An 18,976-nucleotide genomic window follows, 5' to 3' on the forward strand; every position below is an offset into this window, starting at 1 on the left:
CGCACCGTGGATATGTCAGGACTCGTCTCAACCCCCTGGGAAGCACCATGAGTTCCGCGCTCCAGCCGTCCGCCCGGCCCGACACCGGCCCCGTCGCCGCCGACGTCTCCTACGATCCGGAGGACTACCGCCCCGGCCGCACCATCACCGCCTGGGAGCCGGAGAACGAGGTCTTCTGGCGCTCGGTGGGCCGCAAGGTGGCCACCCGGAACCTGTGGATCGCCGTCCCCGCCCTGCTCGTCGCCTTCGTGGTGTGGCAGGTCTGGTCCGTCACCGCGACCAACCTCAAGGACGTCGGCTTCACCTTCTCCACCTCCCAGCTGTTCTGGCTCACCGCCATCCCCGGCCTCACCGGCGGCACCGCCCGCATCCTGTACACCTTCCTCGGCCCGATGATCGGCCAGCGGCGCTTCACCGCGCTGTCGACGGTGATCCTGATCGTGCCGCTGATCTGGCTCGGCATCGCCATTCAGGACACCTCGACCCCGTACGGCGTCATGGTGGTCATCGCGGCGCTCTGCGGCATCGGCGGCGCGAACTTCGCCTCGTCGCTCGCCAACATCGGCTTCTTCTTCCCCAAGAAGGAGAAGGGCAACGCCACCGGCATCAACGGCGGGCTCGGCAACCTCGGGGTGTCGGTCGTCCAGCTCCTGACACCGATCGTCATCACCTTTTCGACCATCGCCATCGGCAGTGCCCAGCACAAGAAGGACGGCACCCCGGTCTATCTCCAGAACGCCGCGTTCCTGTGGGTGCCGGTGCTCATCGTGCTCGCCCTGATCGCCTGGTTCGGCCAGAACGACCTGAAGGTCGCCTCCACCCCCTTCAGCCGTCAGAAGGTCATCTTCCAGCGCAAGCACAACTGGCTGATGACCTGGCTCTACGTCGGCACCTTCGGCTCCTTCATCGGCTTCGCCGCCGCCCTGCCGCTGCTGATCAAGACGACCTTCCCGGCCTACTCCGTCGCCACCTACGCCTGGATGGGCCCGGCGCTCGGCGCGCTCGCCCGCTGGGCCGGCGGCTGGATCGCGGACCGGCTCGGCGGCGCGAAGGTCACCATCATCTCGTTCGTCGGCATGGCCCTCGCGATCATCGGCGTCATCAACTTCCTCCCCGCGGGCGGAGGTTCGGGCAACTTCTACGGCTTCTTCGCCTGCTTCCTCGCCGCGTTCTTCTTCTCCGGCGTGGGCAACGGCTCGACCTTCCGGCAGATCCCGGTGATCTTCCGCAACCAGCATCTCAAGGGCCTGACGGAAGGCACTCCCGAGTACGCCCGGGCGCTCAAGCAGTCCGAGATGGAGGCGGGCGCGGTCACCGGCTTCACCTCCGCCATCGCCGCGTACGGCTTCTTCTTCATCCCGGCGATGTTCGCCAACTTCGCGGTGACCAGCGCGATGTGGGGCTTCGTGGCCTTCTACGTCAGCTGCATCGCGGTCGCCTGGTGGTTCTACGCCCGCAAGGGCGCGGAGGCGCCCAGCTAGGACGCGTCCCGGAAGTCTGCGACGGAGGGGCCCGCATCCAAGATGCGGGCCCCTCCGGCATGCGTGCGGAATTTCTTGTGAATGCATTCACAAGCGAACTAGGGGCCAAAGTACCTGCGAAAGGTGCAGGTCAGGGCGGGTGTCAAGAGAAGGGGGAGGCGCGGGCCGGGGCTTTCGGCCCGGCTTTGGTGACCTATGCCGCCGGAATTGATCGATCAGAGGGAGTGCAATGGAAGCAGCCGAGGAGCCCGTGCTCGGCGATACGAAGCACCACGTCAACGGCGATTGGGAAGGGTGCCCGGACATGACCGCGACTCCCGCAGAGGCAACCAAGAACAGCGGAGCCTGGGACGGCTTCCAGGGCGGACTGTGGCGCGACGCCATCGACGTCCGCGACTTCGTCCAGCAGAACTACACGCCCTACACCGGCGACGCCGACTTCCTCGCCGGCCCCACCCCGCGCACCACCGCCGTCTGGAACAAGCTCCTGTCGATGTTCCCGCGCGAGATCGAGCAGGGCATCCACGACGTGGACGTGAAGACTCCGTCCCGCATCGACGCCTTCGGGCCCGGCTACATCGACGGCACCGCCGCCGACCACACCGACCTCATCGTCGGCCTCCAGACCGACGCCCCCCTCAAGCGGGCCATCATGCCCAACGGCGGATGGCGCATGGTCGAAGGCGCCCTCAACGCCTACGGCTACGAGGCCGACCCCCACACCCGCGAGGTCTACACCCACCTCCGCAAGACCCACAACGAGGGCGTCTTCGACGCGTACACCCCCGAAATCCGCGCCTGCCGCTCCTCGGGCATCATCACCGGCCTGCCGGACGCCTACGGTCGCGGGCGCATCATCGGCGACTACCGCCGCGTCGCCCTCTACGGAGTCGACCGCCTCATCGCCGCCAAGGAGGCCGACAAGGTCCGCCTCGGCGAGGCCTGGGCCACCGAGAGCGTCATCCGCGACCGCGAGGAGATCTCCGAGCAGATCAAGGCCCTCGGCGAACTCAAGGCCATGGCCCTGTCCTACGGATACGACATCTCCGGCCCCGCCACCACCGGCCGCGAAGCCGTGCAGTGGCTGTACTTCGCCTACCTCGCCGCCGTGAAGGAGCAGAACGGCGCCGCCATGTCGATCGGCCGCATCGACGCCTTCCTCGACATCTACCTCCAGCGCGACATCGAAGCGGGCCGCCTCACCGAGGAGCAGGCCCAGGAACTCATCGACGACTTCGTCATCAAGCTGCGCATCGTCCGCTTCCTGCGCACCCCCGAATACAACGAGCTGTACTCCGGCGACCCCACCTGGGTCACCTGGTCGATGGCCGGCATCGGTGAGGACGGCCGCCCCCTCGTCACGCGCACCACGTTCCGCGCCCTGCAGACCCTCTACAACCTCGGCCCCGCCCCCGAGCCCAACCTCACCGTCTTCTGGGACGCCCAACTCCCCGCCGCGTTCAAGGACTTCGCCGCCCAGGTGGCCATCGACACCTCGGCCATCCAGTTCGAGTCGGACGCCCTGATGCGTCCCAAGTACGGCGACGACACCGCCATCGCCTGCTGTGTCTCCGCCATGGCCGTCGGCAAGCAGATGCAGTTCTTCGGCGCCCGCGTCAACGTCGCCAAGGCCCTGCTCTACGCCATCAACGGGGGCCGCGACGAGAAGAGCGGCAAGCTCGTCGTCGAGGGCTTCACCCCCATCGAGGGCGACCACCTCGACTACGAGACCGTCGCCCGGCAGTACGACGCGATGCTGGACTGGCTCGCCAAGACCTACGTCCACGCCCTCAACGTCATCCACTTCATGCACGACAAGTACGCCTACGAGCGCATCGAGATGGCGCTGCACGACCAGCAGATCCTGCGCACCATGGCGTGCGGCATCGCGGGCCTGTCCGTCGCCGCCGACTCGCTGTCCGCCATCAAGTACGCCCGCGTCAAGGTCGTCCGCGACGAGACCGGCCTCGCCGTCGACTACGAGATCGAGGGCGACTACCCGGCCTACGGCAACAACGACGACCGCGCCGACGAGCTGGCCACCCGGATCGTGCACGACTTCATGGAGAAGGTGCGCAAGCACCCCACCTACCGCGACGCCGTGCACACCCAGTCCGTGCTGACCATCACGTCCAACGTCGTCTACGGCCAGAAGACCGGCAACACCCCCGACGGGCGCCGCGCGGGCGCCCCGTTCGCGCCCGGCGCCAACCCCATGAACGGGCGCGACGAGCACGGCTACATCGCCTCGGCCCTCTCCGTCGCCAAGCTCCCCTACGACGACGCCGAGGACGGCATCTCGCTCACCAACACCATCACCCCCGACGCGCTCGGCCGCACGCCGCGGGAGCGCATCGAGAACCTGTCCGGCGTCCTCGACGGCTTCATGGCGAGCAACGGCTTCCACATGAACGTCAACGTCCTCGACAAGGCCACCCTCGAAGACGCCATGCGCCACCCGGAGAACTACCCCCAGCTCACCATCCGGGTCTCCGGCTACGCGGTGAACTTCGTCCGCCTCACGCGCGAGCAGCAGCTGGACGTCATCAACCGGACGTTCCACGGGGGGCTTTGAGGGGTTGGCGGCTTGGCGGTCGGGGGGGGGCTCCCCCCCCCGGCCCCCGGCCCCCCTCGCTCCACCATCCCCTCTCCGTACCCCTCAGACCAGGAAGGGCCGGTCATGGCCGTTCTGCTCAGCCCCGAGATCCCTGTCGGCCGCCCGGCCCGTTTCGGCTGTGACGAGGACGCCAGCACGCCGGCGGGGGCCGCCACCCGCCGGCCGATCGTCGGCTCGGTGCACTCCTGGGACCTGTCGACCGGCGTCGACGGCCCGGGCACGCGTTTCGTCACCTTCCTCTCCGGCTGCCCGCTGACCTGCCTGTACTGCCACAACCCCGACACCTGGCGGATGCGCGACGGCAAGCGCGTCGGCGCGGACGAGGTCGTCGCCGAGGCCGCCAAGTACACGACGTTCATCCGGGCCGCCGGAGGCGGCGCCACCGTCAGCGGCGGCGAGCCGCTGCTCCAGCCCGTCTTCGCGGGCGAGCTGCTGCACCGCTACAAGCACGAACTCGGCCTGCACACCGCCCTCGACACCTCCGGCTTCCTCGGCGCCCGCGCCACCGACGCGCTGCTGCGCGACGTCGACCTGGTGCTGCTCGACATCAAGTCCTGGGATCCCGCCACCTACCAGCGGGTCACGGGCAGCCCGCTCCGGCCGACCCTGGACTTCGCGCACCGCCTCGCCGATCTCGGCAAGGACGTCCATCTCCGTTTCGTCCTCGTCCCGGGCCTGACCGACGACCCCGCCAACATCGACGGTGTCGCCGCCTTCGCCGCCTCCCTCGGCAATGTGTCCCGCGTGGACGTGCTGCCCTTCCACAAGCTGGGCGAGGCCAAGTGGCGGGCGCTCGGCAGGGACTTCACCCTCCACGCCACCCCGTCCCCCACCGGGGCCGCACTGGCGGACGCCCGGGCCGTCTTCGCCTCGCACGGCCTGAACGCGGTCTGAGCGGCGCGGCGACGAGGGCTCCGGGTGTGACGCGCGGGCGTCCGTCGCCGCCCGCGGGACGGCTTATCCGGCGGAGTCCAGCGCCGGGGCGATCGTGGCGAAGGCCCGGTCGGTCAGCGCGGCCGGGTCCTCGGCGCCGTCGCTTCCGCTCCACCGTTGCAGTACGGCGTCGAAAGCGGTGAGCGCCATCCCGGCGGCCAGACGCGGGTACAGATCGGTGTCGGGGTCGAGCCGCAGGCGCTGTGCCAGCTCCGCTGCCAGCTCGTCGCGCCACTGGTCCTGACGCTCCACGAAGCGTGCGCGCAGGGCGGGGGTGCGCAGGATCAGTTGAACGACGCGCAGCGCCTTGTCGGAATGGCCGGCGCAGACGGCCATGGAGGCCCAGACGGTGTGCCGCAGGGCCACGGAGGGCCGCTCCTCGACGGGGCGGGACGTCAGTGCCGCGCGCATGCCGGTGCCCAGGTCGGCCAGGAACTGGACGACCACGTCCTCCTTGGAGGCGAAGTACCGGAAGAACGTGCGCTTGGACACGCCGGCGGTGGCCGCGATCTCGTCGATGGTGACCGCGTCGTATCCCTTCAGCGCCAGGAGCTGAAGCGCCGCTTCGCTCAGCTCGTCGGAGACGAGCTGACGCTTGCGTTGGGCCATGGTGACTTCGGATCCGGGGCTCACCGATCAATCGTACCGTCATGCCATGCATGGCACTCGGTAACCTCTTGACACCGAGTGACACGAACGGCAACGTGTGCCGCATGAAGAAGAAGCAGCACTGGACCGCCGATCGGATCCCGGACCAGACCGAGCGGGTGTTCGTCGTCACCGGAGCCAACAGCGGCCTCGGCCTGGCGACCACCCGGGCGCTCGCCCGCAAGGGCGGGCACGTGGTCCTCGCGGTGCGCGACGTGGCCAGGGGCCGCCTGGCCGCCGCACAGATCACCGCTGAACAGCCGGACGCCACCCTTGAGGTGCGCCGTCTCGACCTGGCCGATCTCGATTCGGTCCGTGCGTTCGCCGGTCGGTTGCGCGCCGATCACCCGCGGCTCGACGTACTCGTCAACAACGCCGGAGTGATGGCGCCGCCCCGCTCGCTGAGCGCCCAGGGTCACGAGGTGCAGTTCGCCGGCAACCACCTCGGCCACTTCGCGCTCACCGGTCTGCTGCTCGACCTGCTGGCCGAGGGCCACAACTCCCGCGTGGTCACGGTCAGTTCGACCAACCACCGGCAGGGGCGCCTCCACTTCGACGACCTCTCCGGCGAGCGCACGTACTCGCCCATGAAGTTCTACAACCAGTCGAAGTTCGCCAACGCCGTCTTCGGGCGGGAACTCCACCGGAGGCTGACCGCGGCCGACAGTTCGGTGCGCAGCCTGCTCGCCCACCCCGGCTACACCTCCACCAACCTCCAGACGAGCGCGCCGGTCGGCGTGGTGAAGGTGCTGTTCGGCCGCATCCTCGCCCCGCTCGCCCAGCGCCCCGAGCAGGGTGCGCTGCCCCAGCTGTACGCGGCCACGGCGCCCGATGTGCGGGGCGGAGCGTTCATCGGGCCGGACGGCTTCGCCGAGTTGCGCGGCGGGCCGACGCACGTGCGGTTGTCCACCGCGGCCGCCGACCCCGAGACCGGCCGCCGTCTGTGGGAACTGTCGGAACGACTGACCGGCGTGCGGTTCCTGTCCCCGGCCGCTCCCTGAGGCGACTCACCCTGTTGATCCCCAAAACAGGTATCCCGACCTTGTTTGTCCCTATCGTGACAAGGTGACCGAGCCACCCGCACCCCCCGCCGCACCCCCGGACGCGTCCTCCCCGGGCCTGCCTCCCGAACCGGTGCCGGACCTCGCCCGCGCGTCCGCCGGGCGTTCCGTGGCGCTGCGTGCCACGCTGGCCGGCGCGGTCGTGTCCGTGCTGCTCGTCCTGGCCATCGTGTTCGGCAGCCGGCTGCTCCAGGACTTCGACTCCGCGCTCCTTCCGTACGCGGTCGCCACCGTGTTCCTGGCCTTCGGCGTCGCCTACCGCTACACCGTGTGGATCTCCTCTCCCGGCGCGCGCCGCCTCTTCAAGCAGGGCTGGCGCAGCCTGTTCTCGACGGCCAACTTCCGCAGGGCGCCCACCGCCCTGCCGAAGATGATCGCCACCTATCTCGGCTTCCAGAAGTTCCTCGGCGCCCGCTCGCACGCCCGCTGGGCCGCGCACCAGCTGATCTTCTGGGGCTGCATCCTGGCCGCCGCGATCACCTTCCCGCTGACCTGGGGCTGGTTCACCTTCACCTCCGCCTCCGGCGCGGGGCCGGGGTACGAGATGCGGATCTGGGGGTTCAAGGTCCTCGGGTTCGACTCGCTGAGCGTCGTCGGCTGGCTGATGTTCCACGGCCTGGACATCGCGGCCGTGCTGGTCATCCCCGGCGCCTCGTACTTCCTGTGGCGGCGGATGAAGGACCGGGGCGCCATCACCGGGCAGCGCTTCGCCTACGACCTGGTTCCGCTGATCGCGCTGATCGTCATCTCCGTGACGGGGCTCCTCCTCACCTTCTCGTCGATCTTCCTGCACGGCGGCGGCTACCAGTTCCTGGCGGTCCTGCACATGGTGTCGGTGGTGTTCACGCTCATCTACATCCCGTTCGGGAAGTTCTTCCACATCGTGCAGCGGCCGGCCGCCGTCGGCATGCAGCTCTTCAAGTACACGACCCGCCAGGACGAGCAGGTCTTCGCGTGCAAGCGCTGCGGCGAGCCGATCGACACGGCGCCCTACGTCGAGAACCTGCGGGGCACCATGCGCGATCTGAAGCTCGACTTCGACGCCTGGGCCCAGTACTGCCCGCGCTGCAAGCGGGTGCTGCGCGGCACCGCCTACCTCAGCCACGTCAAGAAGGGCTTCAAGTGAGCAGCAGGCCCCTTCCGCTCGATCCCTCGATCGCCCCGCCCGGCACCCGCAACTTCCGGGACGCGGGCGGGATCCCGGCCGACCAGTGGCACGCCGACCAGAACGGCGAGACCCTCGTGCCCACCCACTGCTGCTTCTGCGGGGTGCAGTGCGGGATGTATCTGCGGGTGGACCGGGCGGGCAAGGTGTTCGGTGTCGAGCCGCGCAACCACGACATCAACCGGATGCGCCTGTGCCCCAAGGGCATCAACGCCTACCAGCAGGTCAACCACCCCGACCGGCTGACCGCGCCGCTGATGCGCCGCTCCCGTGACGAGCCGTTCCGCGAGGCCTCCTGGGAGGAGGCGCTCGACTTCACGGCGGCCGAGGTGCGCCGCATCCAGGCCGCTCACGGCAACGACGCGTTCGGGCTGCTCGGCGGGGCCAGCCTGTTCTCGGAGAAGACGTATCTGGTCGGCAAGTTCGGCCGCGTCGCGCTCAAGACGCGGCACGTCGACTACAACGGCCGGCTGTGCATGGTCTCGGCGGCCGGGGCCAACAAGCTGTCCTTCGGCATCGACCGGGCGGGCAACCCGTTCTCCGACATCCTGCTCACCGACTGCCTCCTGATCGCCGGGTCGAACGTGGGGGAGTGCTTCCCCGTCATGACCCAGTACCTGTGGGGCGCCCGGGACCGCGGGGCCAGCCTCATCGTGGTCGACCCGCGCGAGACGGCCATCGCCCGCACCGCCGACATCCATGTCGCGCTGCGGCCCGGCACCGACGCCGCGTTCTTCAACGCCGTCCTGAACGTCGTCATCCAGGAGAACCTGGTCGACAAGGAGTTCGTCGCCGCGCACACCACCGGCTGGGAGGAGGTGCGGGCCTCCGTCGCCGCGTGCACGCCGGAGACCGCCGCCGACATCTGCGGCATCCCCGCCTCGCAGGTCGTCCAGGTCGCCCGGGCCTTCGCGGGCGCGGACAAGGCGATGGCCTGGCACGCCCGGGGCATCGAGCACCACTCGCAGGGCGTCGAGAACTGTCTGACGGTCATCAACCTGTGCACCGCCACCGGCAACCTCGGCAAGCCGGGCGCCGGGTACGGCACCATCACCGGCCAGGGCAACGGCCAGGGCGGCCGTGAGCACGGGCAGAAGTCGGACCTGCTGCCGGGCGGGCGGTCCATCTCGAACCCGGAGCACCGGCGCCAGATCTGCGAGATCTGGGGGATCGAGGAGACCGAACTGCCGCCCGCGGGCACCTCGATGATGGAAATGGTCTGGCAGATGCAGCGCCAGGAGATCCGCGGCCTGATCGGCATCTGCAACAACCCGTTCGTCTCGCTGCCCAACTACGCGACGGTGAAGCAGGGTTACGACGCCCTGGAGTTCCACGCCCAATTCGATTTCTTCCTTTCCGAGACGGCGGCCAACGCGCACGTCGTGTTCCCGGTCACCACCTGGGCCGAGGACGAGGGCGTAATGGCCAACGCCGAGGCCCGGGTGGTCAAGCACAACAAGGCGCAGGAGCCGCCCGCCGGCGTGCGCACCGACACCTGGGTGATGTGCGAGCTCGCCAAGCGCCTGGGGGTGGGTGACAAGTTCAGCTATCCCGGTTCCCGCGAGGTGTTCGAGGAACTGCGCATCGCGTCGGCCGGGACGGTGAACGACTACTACGGCATCACCTACGAGCGCCTGGAGGAGACCGGCGGTATCTCCTGGCCCTGCCCCTCCACCGACCACCCGGGCACGCCCCGCCTGTTCGAGGACGGGCAGACCGCGCACCCGGACGGCAAGGTCCATCTCCAGGTCGTCGAGTGGCATCCGCCGATGGACCCGTACGACGAAGAGCACCCGATGTCGCTGACCACGGGCCGGACCGTGGCGCACTTCCTGTCGGGCAACCAGACCCGCCGGCTCGGGGCGCTCGTCGAGCAGACCCCGCGCCCCTGGGTGGAGGTCCACCCCTCGCACGGTTTCCGCAACGGAGACCCGGTGCGGGTGGTGACCCGGCGCGGCAGCGAGGTGTTCCCCGCGCTCGTCACCGAGGCCATCCGTCCGGACACCGTGTTCATCCCGTACCACTGGCCCGTGCCGACGGCCGCCAACGCGCTCACCATCGACGCCCTCGACCCCCGGTCGAAGATCCCCGAGTACAAGGTGTGCGCCTGCCGCATCGAGGCCGCCGAGCGGATCGACGAGGTGCCGGCGCCCCCGACCGCGCCGGGGCACGTGGCGTATCCGGCGACGCAGGTCTCGCGCACCGACCCCCTGCCGCCCACGTCCCCGCAGGGCCGTGGCACCGCGGAGAGGAGCTGACGTCCGCCATGATGGGCAGAACGATCTTCATCGACCCGGGCCGCTGCATCGGCTGCCAGGCCTGTGTGTCCGCCTGCCGCGAGTGCGACTCGCACCGCGGCAAGTCCATGATCCATCTCGACTATCCCGACGAGGGTCATTCCGTCGCCTCCCTTCCCACCGTCTGCATGCACTGCGAGGACCCGGTCGCGCCGTGCGCCGAGGTGTGTCCCGCCGACGCGATCCTGGTGACCGCGGACGGGGTGGTGCAGCAGGCCGACACCACCCGCTGCATCGGCTGCGCCAACTGCGTCAACGCCTGCCCCTTCGGCGTTCCGAAGATCGACCTCCAGGCGAAGCTGCAGATGAAGTGCAACCTCTGCTACGACCGCACCGCCTACGGCCTGGCTCCGATGTGCGCCACGGTCTGCCCGACCGGCGCGCTGTTCTACGGGACCGTCGAGGAACTCCGTGCCGAGCGCCCCGGGGTCCAGGTCGCCGACTCCTTCACGTTCGGCGACGTCGTCGTCTCCACCGGCGTGGCCATGGTCGTGCCCGCCGACAAGGTCCAGTGGCCGGTGCCCGGCGGCCTCCCGATCGTCGAGGTCAACGGGAAGGACGTCACCCGATGAGCGTCACCGACCAGTCGCCGGCCACCCCCGACCCGGGCGCGGACCCGGCGCAGGCCGCCCTCCACGACCGCATCGCCGCCGACTCCCTCACCACCCGCCGCGACTACCTGCGCATCGTCGCCACCGTCTCGGGCGGCCTCGCCGTCGGCGGGCTCGCCGTGGCCGGAGGCGTGCTGCACCGGCACGGCGACAGCGACGGCCCGCCCGAAGCCAAGCGCGTCGCTCCCGTGCTCGCGCCCGGCGAGTCCGTGGCGTTCCGCTTCCCCGGCGAGGACGACCGCGCCGTCGCCGTCCGCCTCAAGGACGGCACCCTCGTCGGCTACTCGGCGGTCTGTACGCACCTGGCGTGCGGGGTGCTGTGGCGCGAGGATCGCGGCACCGAGGGCGAGCTGTACTGCCCCTGCCACGAGGGGGTCTTCGACGCCCGTACCGGTGAGGTCACCGCCGGGCCGCCGCCGCGGCCGCTGCCCAAGGTGCTCCTCGTCGAGGAGGCGGACGGCAGTGTCTGGGCGGTGGCCACGGCGCGCTCCGGCGAGAGCGACAAGGACGCGATGTGCCGCCAATTCGCGGACAAGCGGCCCCAGTTGGCGTCCCGCCTCGGATGCCCCGGGGCGGAGGGCAGGGGTGCGGATGCCGGGGCTGCGGGCGCGGGGCCGGCGGGTGCCGGGTGGCCGGGGGGCCGGGTTGCGGAGGCCGGGCCTGCTGGTGCCGGGATGCCGAGTGGCCGGGCTGCGGGTGCCGGGTCGGCGGGTGCCGGGTGGCCGGGGGGCCGGGCCGCGGATGCCAGGGTGACCGAGAGGAGCGAGCGGACATGAACGGCGAAGGGAACATGCCCTCCGGCCCGGGCGGCCCTGCGGATCCTGGCGGCCCCGCGAGCCCGGGTGGTCCTACGTACCCGGGTGGTCCTGCGGGCCCGGGCGGCCCTGCGTACCCGGGTGGTCCTGCGAGCCCTGGCGGCCCTGCGTACCCGGGCGGCCCTGCGGATCCTGGGGGGCACCCCGGTTCCGGTGGCCGTCCTGGCCCGGGCGGTCCTGCGGGCCCCGGTGGGCATCCCGGTCCCGGTGCGCACGCGGGCGCCGGTCGGCAAGCGGATTCTGGCGGCCCTGCGGGCCCTGGCGGCCCTGCGAACCCGGGTGGTCCTGCGGATCCCGGTGGGCTCGGTTACCCGGGCCCCGGTGGGCATTCCGACCCGGGCGGTCCCGCGGATCCCGGGGGGCTCGGGTACCCCGGGCCGGGTGGGCACGCGGAACCCGGCCAGGCGCACCCCGGCGGTGGCCAAGCACACCCCGACGGGCGCTCCGGGTCCGCGCGGCCGGCCTACTCCGCCGGTTCGCTCCAGCCCCGGCTCAACCGGCCCCTCCACGAGCGCTACCCGCAGATCCGCCCGACCAGCGGCTACGGCGACCCCCGGGTCCGGCACACCGGGCCGGGGCCTGGGGCCGGCACCGAGCAGGAGCCGGAGCGGTCGTCGAAGCTGACCGCGCGTCTGGTGCTCGCCATCTCCGTGGTCATCGGCCAGCTGTGGGGCCTGACCGTGGTGGTCAACGAGTGGATGCGGGGCAACACCGGCACCGCCTGGTGGGGCGCGGGATTCCTGTGCCTGTCGTTCCTCGTGGTCCTCGGGCTCTGGGCGCTCGACCCGAAGGATCGCTGAGGGCGCTCGCGCACCCCGTACGCTGGAGGCATGAGCACCACCCCCACCCCCGGCCCGCGCGACGGGGATGCCATGTCCAGGACGGAGCCGGCCGCGGAGCGGACCGAGCGGCCCGGCGCCGAGGAGCAGGTCGAGGCGCCCGCCAAGGCGGCTCGGCCGAAGCTGGTCTTCGACGATCCGCTGGACCAGCAGTCGTCGGACGACACGGACCGCGGCTGGGGCGAGCGGCCCGCGTCCGCGGGCAGCGCCGCCGATCTCGCCCGCTTCCTCGACGAGAAGCCGCCCCACCACATCTGAGCCGTACGGCCCGGTGCTAGAACTCCACGCCCGGGCCGGAGCTTTGGGCCGGGCCGGAGCCGGGGCCCGAGCCGGGACCGGAGCCGCGCTGCGCGACCAGGGTGTCGCGGATCTCCTTCAGCACTTCCAGCTCGCTGACCTCCATCGTTTCGCGCACCCCCTCCTTCGCCGCGTCGTGCCGGGCCCGCTTGGCGAGGATCCTGGCCATCGGGAGCACCATCAGGAAGTAGACGACGGCCGCGGTGATGAGGAAGCTCAGCAGGGCGCTGAGCACCCCGCCCCACAGGATCTGGATACCGCTGTCGGCGGTGCAGGGGCCCTTCAGGCAGGAGCGGTAGCTCTCCAGGTCCTTCGTGCCGAATGCGCCGACCAGGGGGTTGATCACGCCCTTCACGATCGCATTCACGATGTTGGTGAACGCGGCGCCCACCACCACGGCGATGGCCAGGTCGATCACGTTCCCGCGCATCAAAAAGGCCTTGAAGCCGGCCATCACGCCTGTCTTGTCCTCGCTCACCAATGAGCCTTTCCTCGCATGTGCAGGGGGTGGAGCGAACTCCTGCGCCACCTTGGACAGCGCCCAGCCGTACTGTCCAATCCATGCACGCGAAGCGGTGACGAGACCGTTCGCCCGTGCGAATCAACACAGCGTCACCGCCAGGCGGGACGAGGGACCCGCGCCGACCAGCGCCCTCGCGGTGTCGCGCGGCACGGCGAGGACGACGAGCGCGCCCGCCTCCGCCGCAGTGCCCCGCGGGCTCGGAACTTCCTTCACCCGGGCGCCCGTTGCCAGCACGCGCGCCTGATCGCCGCCCGGGGAAGGCGAGTTGGGGGAGGCGATCACATCGACCCGGTCGCCGGGCCTCAGCAGCCGTACCGTCTCCGCGTCCGCGATCCGGACCGGCGCCGAGACCACCAGGGCCCCGGGCGCGGGACCGCGCTCGCGGGGCGCGGGCACGGCGGCGGGATGCGGACGCTCGGCCGCTCGGGGGCTGGACACCACGAGAGCCGCGGCCGTGACGGCGAGCCCGGCGGCCACCGCCCGCCGTCGCCTGCGCATCGCGCGGCGCAGGGCCTGCCGCCCGCCACGCACCCGCAGCGGCGGGAAGAGCGGCACCCCGCCGGGCTCGGGCGCGGGGACGGGAGGCAGGAAGGGGCGGCGCGGGGGAGCGGCCACCGGGGCGGGCGCGAAGGGCGCCGGTGGCGCGGGGAACGACGGGGCCGCGGCTGCGGGAAGGGGCGGTGCCGCGGGATGTACGGAGGGCGCCGCGGGTGCGGAGGGTGTTGCCGGGTTCGCTGACATGTGACCACTGCCGATCGTGAGGAGCGTGTGCTGCTCGGACGCCCCTCACGATCCCCGCTCCCGCGCGATCCCGCCGAAGCCTGTGGACCGCGCCCCGCCTGTGGACAACTCGCTCACCCGGAAGGGGAGTTCACCCCCACCGGGACCGCCGACCTGCCTGGCTCGCCGGGCTGCCGCGCCCCCCGGCCTGCTTGGGCCACCGCGCCCCCGGGCCAACCGCGCCCCCGGGCCGCCGGGCCGCCGGGCCAACCGCGCCCCCGGGCCGCCGGGCCCCCGGCCCACCGGGGCGGTAGGCCCGGTCCGCCCTACGGCAGTTCGATGCCCAGGTCCCAGCCGTCGTGCGCCCGGGTGCACAGGCAGTCGCGGTCCTCGGTGGCCGGCAGGGCGGCGACCGCGTCGAAGAGCACCTCGCGCAGCCGCGCCACGTTCTCGCCGAACACCTTCAGGACCTCGGTGTGCGAGACGCCCTCGCCGGTCTCGGCGCCCGCGTCCAGGTCGGTGACCAGGCTCAACGAGGTGTAGCAGAGCCCCAGTTCGCGGGCGAGCACCGCCTCGGGGTGACCGGTCATGCCGACCACCGACCAGCCCATCGCGGCGTGCCAGCGCGATTCGGCGCGGGTGGAGAAGCGGGGGCCCTCGATGACGACCATGGTGCCGCCGTCCACGGCCTGCCAGCCGCGGCCGTCGGCCGCGCCCAGGGCCGCCTTACGGCCGTCGGGGCAGTACGGGTCGGCGAACGTGGTGTGCACGACGTTGGGGACCGTGCCGTCGGGCAGCGGGAGGCCGTCGAAGAAGGTCTGGGCACGGGACTTGGTGCGGTCCACCAGCTGGTCGGGGACGAGCAGCGTGCCGGGACCGTACTCGGGGCGCAGGCCGCCGACCGCGCACGGGCCGAGCACCTGGCGCACCCCGACGGAGCGCAGCGCCCACAGGTTGGCCCGGTAGTTGATGCGGTGCGGGGGAAGGTGGTGGGCCCGGCCGTGGCGGGGCAGGAACGCCACCCGCCGGCCGGCGATCTCGCCGAGGAAGAGCGAGTCGCTGGGGGAGCCGTAGGGGGTGTCCACCTGGACCTCGGTGACGTCCTCGAGGAACGAGTAGAAGCCCGAGCCGCCGATGACGCCGATCTCTGCGTTAGCCATGCCGGTCACACTAACCGGGGGCGTATGCACGAGAACCCCCGCCGTGGACGGCGGGGGCTGTGCGCGAAGGCTGGGTCAGGCGGCCGGGCTGGCGCTCGACGAGGACGAGCCGGCGCTCGACGCCGAGGCGGCGGGCTTGGCGTCGCCGCCCGAGGAGGCCGGCGTCGAGGACTTCGACGACGGCGCGGACGCGGGCGAGCTGCTCGACGAGGCGCCGCGGCTGTCATTGCGGTAGAAGCCGGACCCCTTGAAGACGATGCCGACCGCCGAGAACACCTTCTTCAGGCGTCCGTCGCAGTTCGGGCACACGGTCAGGGCGTCATCGGTGAACTTCTGCACCGCCTCGAGGCCCTCGCCGCACTCGGTGCACTGGTACTGGTAGGTCGGCACTTGTCTTCCTCCTGGCACTCTCACTCGATGAGTGCTAACGACGGTCCATAGTGACGTATTCCCCGGGATCAGTCCACCGTGACGGGAACACGGTGACCGACGCCACGCGCCACGGTACGTGCCGCGGAGCGCGGGCTGAGCCGCGAGCGCAGCGCCAGCAGGGTCACCAGGGCCAGCGCGGTGCCGCCCATCGGCACCAGGAAACCGGCGGTCGATCCGTGGGCGTCGGTCAACCGGCCGGCCACGGTGACGGCCGCGGCCTGGCCGAGGGCGACCGCGCCGGTCAGCCAGGTGAAGGCCTCGGTGCGCGAGGTCGCCGGGACCAGCGACTCGACCAGCGTGTAGCCGGTGATCAGGGCCGGGGCGATGCACAGGCCGACGATCAGGCCGAGGCCGCCGAGCAGCAGCACGGAGTGCGCCGCCCACAGGCCCGAGGCCGCCAGCGTCAGCGCCGCGTAGCCGGCGATGAGGCGGACGCGCGGCGAGGACTTCCAGGCGATGGCGCCGCAGGCGATGCCGGCCAGCATGTTGCCGGCCGCGAAGACGCCGTAGAGGAGGCCGTTGATGCCGGGGTTGCCGATCTCCTCGGCGAAGGCGGTCAGCGAGACCTGCATGCCGCCGAAGACCGCCCCGATGCCGAGGAAGGCCACCGCGAGGACGCGGACGCCGGGGACGGACAGCGCGGAGGTGTGCTCGGCCTGCTCCCGTTCGGCGGCGGAGCGCACCGGCGGCTGGGTGGCGCGCCGGGCCGCGAACAGGAGGCCGCCGACCAGCGTGAGCGAGGCCTCGGCGATCAATCCGGCCGCCGGGTGCACGCCCGTGCAGAGCGCGGTGGCGAGGACGGGACCGATGACGAAGGTGAACTCGTCGGTCACGGACTCGAAGGCGGCGGCGGTCGCCATCAAGGGCGAGCCGTCGAGCTTGGCGGCCCAGCGGGCCCGCACCATCGGGCCGACCTGCGGCACCGAGGCGCCGGTGGGCACGGCGGCGACGAACAGCGCCCACAGGGGCGCGCCGGCCAGCGCGAGCGCGGTCAGCGCCGACACCGAGGCCGCGTGGACCAGGACGCCGGGCACCAGCACGGCCCGCTGGCCGAAGCGGTCGGCGAGCTTGCCGCTCTGCGGGGCGAACAGGGCCATGGAGACGCCGGTGAAGGCGGCCACGGCGCCGGCGCCGCCGTAGGAGCCGGTGGTGTGCTGGACGAGCAGCAGGATGCCGATGGTGAGCATCGCGAAGGGCTGCCGGGCGGCGAAGCCGGGCAGGAGGAAGGACAGTGCGCCAGGTGTGCGCAGAAGCTGCCCGTAGCCGGGCCGCTTGTCAGAAGTGACCGTGGATGCCACGGCCCCTTGCCTTTCTGCCGCCTGGTAGCGCGCCCCATGCACGGATTTGTGGGTGCGGGCGTTGCCGAGAGCTGTCCTCTTGCGCGGATCTGCGGTAGATGCCGGGGGCTGCTGCGGGGAGCTCCCGACCGCCATACGGTCGCGCCAGCTCTGCGTCAGGCAGAGTTGGTCGATCAGTGGTGTGCCTTCATGATACAGAGTCCTGGCACTCCGTGCCTACGATTCCGCACGGAGTGCCAGGATTCGGCCTGTGTTTATTCGGCCACATCGGGATGCGGGAGCGGTGCGTGCGTCAGTGCGCCGTCCGCTTCGGCTTCGCCTTCCGGACGTCCCCGACGCCTCTGACACCTCTGACGCCCCTGGCGGGCCCGGGCGCCGCCTGCGGGGTGCCGGTGCCGAGCCAGCCGGCGAGCTTGCCGCCCTGGCCGACCGCGCGCAGGCGCGACTCGGCCGCGTCCCGCACCGGGTCGGTGGCCACCACCAGGAGTTCGTCGCCCTGGCGCAGCACCGTGGTGGGCCCGGGCACGAAGCTCGTCCCGTCGCGCACGACCAGGGTGACGGCCGCGCCGGGCGGCATCCTCAGCTCGTGCACCTCGACGCCGTGCATCCGCGACTTCGGCGGGATCGCCACCGACAGGAGGTGGCCGCGCAGCCGCTCCAGGGGTGCCGATTCGACGCCGAGGTCGGCCGCCTCGTCGGCGTCCGAGAGCTGGAGCTTGCGGGCCAGCCACGGCAGCGTCGGCCCCTGGATCAGGGTGTAGACGACGACCAGGATGAAGACGATGTTGAAGACGCGCTCGCTGCCCTCGATCCCGGACACCATTGGGATGGTGGCGAGGATGATGGGCACCGCGCCGCGCAGGCCCGCCCAGGACATCAGGGCCTGCTCCTGCCAGGGCATCCGGAACGGCAGCAGACTGACCAGCACTTCCAGCGGCCGGGCCACCATCGTCAGGACCAGGCCGATGATCACGGCCGGCCAGAAGTCGGTGGCCAGGTGGTGCGGGGTGACGAGCAGGCCGAGCAGGACGAACATGCCGATCTGGGCGATCCAGCCGAGCCCGTCGGCGAAGCCGCGGGTGGCCGGCCAGTGCGGCAGCTTGGCGTTGCCGAGCACCATGGAGGCGAGGTACACCGCGAGGAAGCCGGAGCCGTGGGCCATCGCGCCGGCCGCGTAGGCGGACACCGCGATCGCCATCACCGCGATCGGGTAGAGGCCGGAGGCGGGCAGCGCCACGTGCCGCAGACCGTACGAGCCGAGCCAGCCCACCGCGAGCCCGATGGAGGCGCCGATGGCCAGCTCCAGGGCTATCTTGCCGACGAGGACGTACCAGGAGTCGACGGGGCCCTGGGTGGAGAAGGCGACGACCAGGATCACCACGGGCGCGTCGTTGAAGCCGGACTCGGCCTCCAGGACACCGGTCACGCGCGAGGGCAGCGGCACCTTGCGGAGCACCGAGAAGACGGCCGCGGCGTCCGTCGAGGACACCACCGCGCCGATGATCAGGGCCTGGCGCCATTCGAGGCCCACCAGGTAGTGCGCGCCCGCCGCCGTGACGCCCACGCTCACCGCGACGCCGACCAGCGACAGTGCCATCGCCGCCGGCAGCGCCGGTTTGATCTCCTTCCACTTCGTGCCCAGGCCGCCCTCGGCCAGGATCACCACGAGTGCGGCATAGCCGATCACCTGCGTCAGTTCGGCGTCGTTGAACGTGACGTTGAAGATGCCGTCCTGCCCGATCGCGATCCCGATGCCGAGATACAGGAGCAGGCTGGGGAGCCCGCTGCGCGAGGAGATGCGTACCGCCGCGACGGCGATGAGCAGGACGAGCGAGCAGATGAGCAGGAGTTCGTTGAGCGCGTGGACAGTCAGTGGCCGATCCTTCCCCTCAGGTGCCGCCGGGCACCCCATGAAAATCGTGCATCCCCAGGCGCGGTCCGCGCATCCGGGGGCCCCGGGGACAGGTCGGGTGAAACGATCCGCCACCCCAAGGTACTTCGTTACCTTACCTAATCTTTGACGCTTTCTTTACGCGAAAGGGCGGACGGGCGGGGGTCCGGTGCCCCGAGGCAGACACC

At 71.3% G+C, this 18,976-nt stretch carries 16 protein-coding genes and 1 pseudogene; 10 read left to right on the forward strand and 7 right to left on the reverse strand.

The window, feature by feature from the left end; genetic code table 11:
- The first annotated feature begins 47 nt into the window (after positions 1-47).
- The 3 genes from ACGF3I_RS24260 (at position 48) to pflA (ending at position 4,992) form a co-directional block, all read left to right on the forward strand.
- Positions 48-1,481: an MFS transporter gene (locus ACGF3I_RS24260; RefSeq protein WP_393135328.1), complete on the forward strand. Its 1,434-nt coding sequence runs from the start codon at positions 48-50 to the stop codon at positions 1,479-1,481.
- 304 nt (positions 1,482-1,785) lie between these two features.
- Complete coding sequence (gene pflB, locus ACGF3I_RS24265) at positions 1,786-4,056, forward strand: formate C-acetyltransferase (protein WP_393135330.1); 2,271 nt, start codon at positions 1,786-1,788, stop codon at positions 4,054-4,056.
- Between the two features lie 105 nt (positions 4,057-4,161).
- A complete protein-coding gene (gene pflA / locus ACGF3I_RS24270; RefSeq protein WP_393135332.1) occupies positions 4,162-4,992 on the forward strand; it encodes a pyruvate formate-lyase-activating protein in 831 nt (276 codons plus the stop codon).
- A gap of 63 nt (positions 4,993-5,055) precedes the next feature.
- Here the strand turns inward: pflA and ACGF3I_RS24275 are convergent, their stop codons facing one another.
- Complete coding sequence (locus ACGF3I_RS24275) at positions 5,056-5,640, reverse strand: TetR family transcriptional regulator (protein ID WP_393135452.1); 585 nt, start codon at positions 5,638-5,640, stop codon at positions 5,056-5,058.
- Between the two features lie 104 nt (positions 5,641-5,744).
- Between ACGF3I_RS24275 and ACGF3I_RS24280 the strand changes: the two genes are divergently transcribed.
- From ACGF3I_RS24280 to ACGF3I_RS24310, 7 genes and pseudogenes are all read left to right on the forward strand, one after another.
- A complete protein-coding gene (locus ACGF3I_RS24280) occupies positions 5,745-6,680 on the forward strand; it encodes an oxidoreductase (RefSeq protein ID WP_393135334.1) in 936 nt (311 codons plus the stop codon).
- A gap of 64 nt (positions 6,681-6,744) precedes the next feature.
- A complete protein-coding gene (locus tag ACGF3I_RS24285) occupies positions 6,745-7,866 on the forward strand; it encodes an MFS transporter (RefSeq protein ID WP_393135336.1) in 1,122 nt (373 codons plus the stop codon).
- Entirely contained in the window at positions 7,863-10,163 is a 2,301-nt protein-coding gene (locus tag ACGF3I_RS24290) for a molybdopterin oxidoreductase family protein (protein WP_393135338.1), read from the forward strand. The genes ACGF3I_RS24285 and ACGF3I_RS24290 overlap by 4 nt, the downstream gene beginning before the upstream one ends.
- 8 nt (positions 10,164-10,171) lie before the next feature.
- Positions 10,172-10,774, forward strand: a complete 603-nt coding sequence (locus tag ACGF3I_RS24295; RefSeq protein WP_100574070.1) for a 4Fe-4S dicluster domain-containing protein — start codon at positions 10,172-10,174, stop codon at positions 10,772-10,774.
- Complete coding sequence (locus ACGF3I_RS24300; protein WP_393135340.1) at positions 10,771-11,589, forward strand: Rieske (2Fe-2S) protein; 819 nt, start codon at positions 10,771-10,773, stop codon at positions 11,587-11,589. The genes ACGF3I_RS24295 and ACGF3I_RS24300 overlap by 4 nt, the downstream gene beginning before the upstream one ends.
- Before the next feature lie 485 nt (positions 11,590-12,074).
- Positions 12,075-12,428 (forward strand): annotated as a pseudogene (locus ACGF3I_RS24305) (hypothetical protein); the annotation flags it as partial.
- A 30-nt stretch (positions 12,429-12,458) separates the two neighbouring features.
- Positions 12,459-12,725, forward strand: a complete 267-nt coding sequence (locus ACGF3I_RS24310; protein WP_393135342.1) for a hypothetical protein — start codon at positions 12,459-12,461, stop codon at positions 12,723-12,725.
- 16 nt (positions 12,726-12,741) lie between these two features.
- On the opposite strand, the gene mscL is transcribed toward ACGF3I_RS24310, so the two are convergent.
- From mscL to ACGF3I_RS24340, 6 genes are all read right to left on the reverse strand, one after another.
- Positions 12,742-13,242 (reverse strand): large conductance mechanosensitive channel protein MscL, encoded by a 501-nt coding sequence (mscL, locus tag ACGF3I_RS24315; protein WP_393135344.1) that lies wholly within the window; start codon positions 13,240-13,242, stop codon positions 12,742-12,744.
- Between the two features lie 123 nt (positions 13,243-13,365).
- The gene (locus ACGF3I_RS24320; RefSeq protein ID WP_393135346.1) at positions 13,366-13,902 is read right to left on the reverse strand and encodes a hypothetical protein; all 537 of its coding nucleotides are present in this window, start codon (positions 13,900-13,902) and stop codon (positions 13,366-13,368) included.
- A 431-nt stretch (positions 13,903-14,333) separates the two neighbouring features.
- Entirely contained in the window at positions 14,334-15,167 is an 834-nt protein-coding gene (locus tag ACGF3I_RS24325) for an S-methyl-5'-thioadenosine phosphorylase (RefSeq protein WP_393135348.1), read from the reverse strand.
- Positions 15,168-15,242: 75 nt separating this feature from the next.
- Positions 15,243-15,557 carry an FmdB family zinc ribbon protein gene (locus ACGF3I_RS24330; protein ID WP_393135350.1) on the reverse strand — a complete coding sequence of 105 codons (315 nt, stop codon included), beginning with the start codon at positions 15,555-15,557 and terminating at the stop codon, positions 15,243-15,245.
- A 68-nt stretch (positions 15,558-15,625) separates the two neighbouring features.
- Positions 15,626-16,897, reverse strand: coding sequence for an MFS transporter (locus tag ACGF3I_RS24335; protein WP_393135352.1), 1,272 nt, complete (start codon positions 16,895-16,897; stop codon positions 15,626-15,628).
- A 292-nt stretch (positions 16,898-17,189) separates the two neighbouring features.
- Positions 17,190-18,809 (reverse strand): potassium/proton antiporter, encoded by a 1,620-nt coding sequence (locus ACGF3I_RS24340; RefSeq protein WP_393135354.1) that lies wholly within the window; start codon positions 18,807-18,809, stop codon positions 17,190-17,192.
- Positions 18,810-18,976: the final 167 nt, after the last annotated feature.

Source organism: Streptomyces sp. NPDC048111, assembly GCF_043202815.1.
Taxonomy (GTDB): domain Bacteria; phylum Actinomycetota; class Actinomycetes; order Streptomycetales; family Streptomycetaceae; genus Streptomyces.

Coding starts and splice junctions, on each gene's coding strand:
- ACGF3I_RS24295 (WP_100574070.1), top strand. CDS start 10,172: ATGATGGGCAGAACGATCTTCATCGACCCGGGCCGCTGCATCGGCTGC.
- ACGF3I_RS24280 (WP_393135334.1), top strand. CDS start 5,745: ATGAAGAAGAAGCAGCACTGGACCGCCGATCGGATCCCGGACCAGACC.
- ACGF3I_RS24260 (WP_393135328.1), top strand. CDS start 48: ATGAGTTCCGCGCTCCAGCCGTCCGCCCGGCCCGACACCGGCCCCGTC.
- ACGF3I_RS24310 (WP_393135342.1), top strand. CDS start 12,459: ATGAGCACCACCCCCACCCCCGGCCCGCGCGACGGGGATGCCATGTCC.
- pflA (WP_393135332.1), top strand. CDS start 4,162: ATGGCCGTTCTGCTCAGCCCCGAGATCCCTGTCGGCCGCCCGGCCCGT.
- ACGF3I_RS24300 (WP_393135340.1), top strand. CDS start 10,771: ATGAGCGTCACCGACCAGTCGCCGGCCACCCCCGACCCGGGCGCGGAC.
- pflB (WP_393135330.1), top strand. CDS start 1,786: ATGACCGCGACTCCCGCAGAGGCAACCAAGAACAGCGGAGCCTGGGAC.
- ACGF3I_RS24275 (WP_393135452.1), bottom strand. CDS start 5,640: ATGGCCCAACGCAAGCGTCAGCTCGTCTCCGACGAGCTGAGCGAAGCG.
- ACGF3I_RS24325 (WP_393135348.1), bottom strand. CDS start 15,167: ATGGCTAACGCAGAGATCGGCGTCATCGGCGGCTCGGGCTTCTACTCG.
- ACGF3I_RS24340 (WP_393135354.1), bottom strand. CDS start 18,809: ATGGGGTGCCCGGCGGCACCTGAGGGGAAGGATCGGCCACTGACTGTC.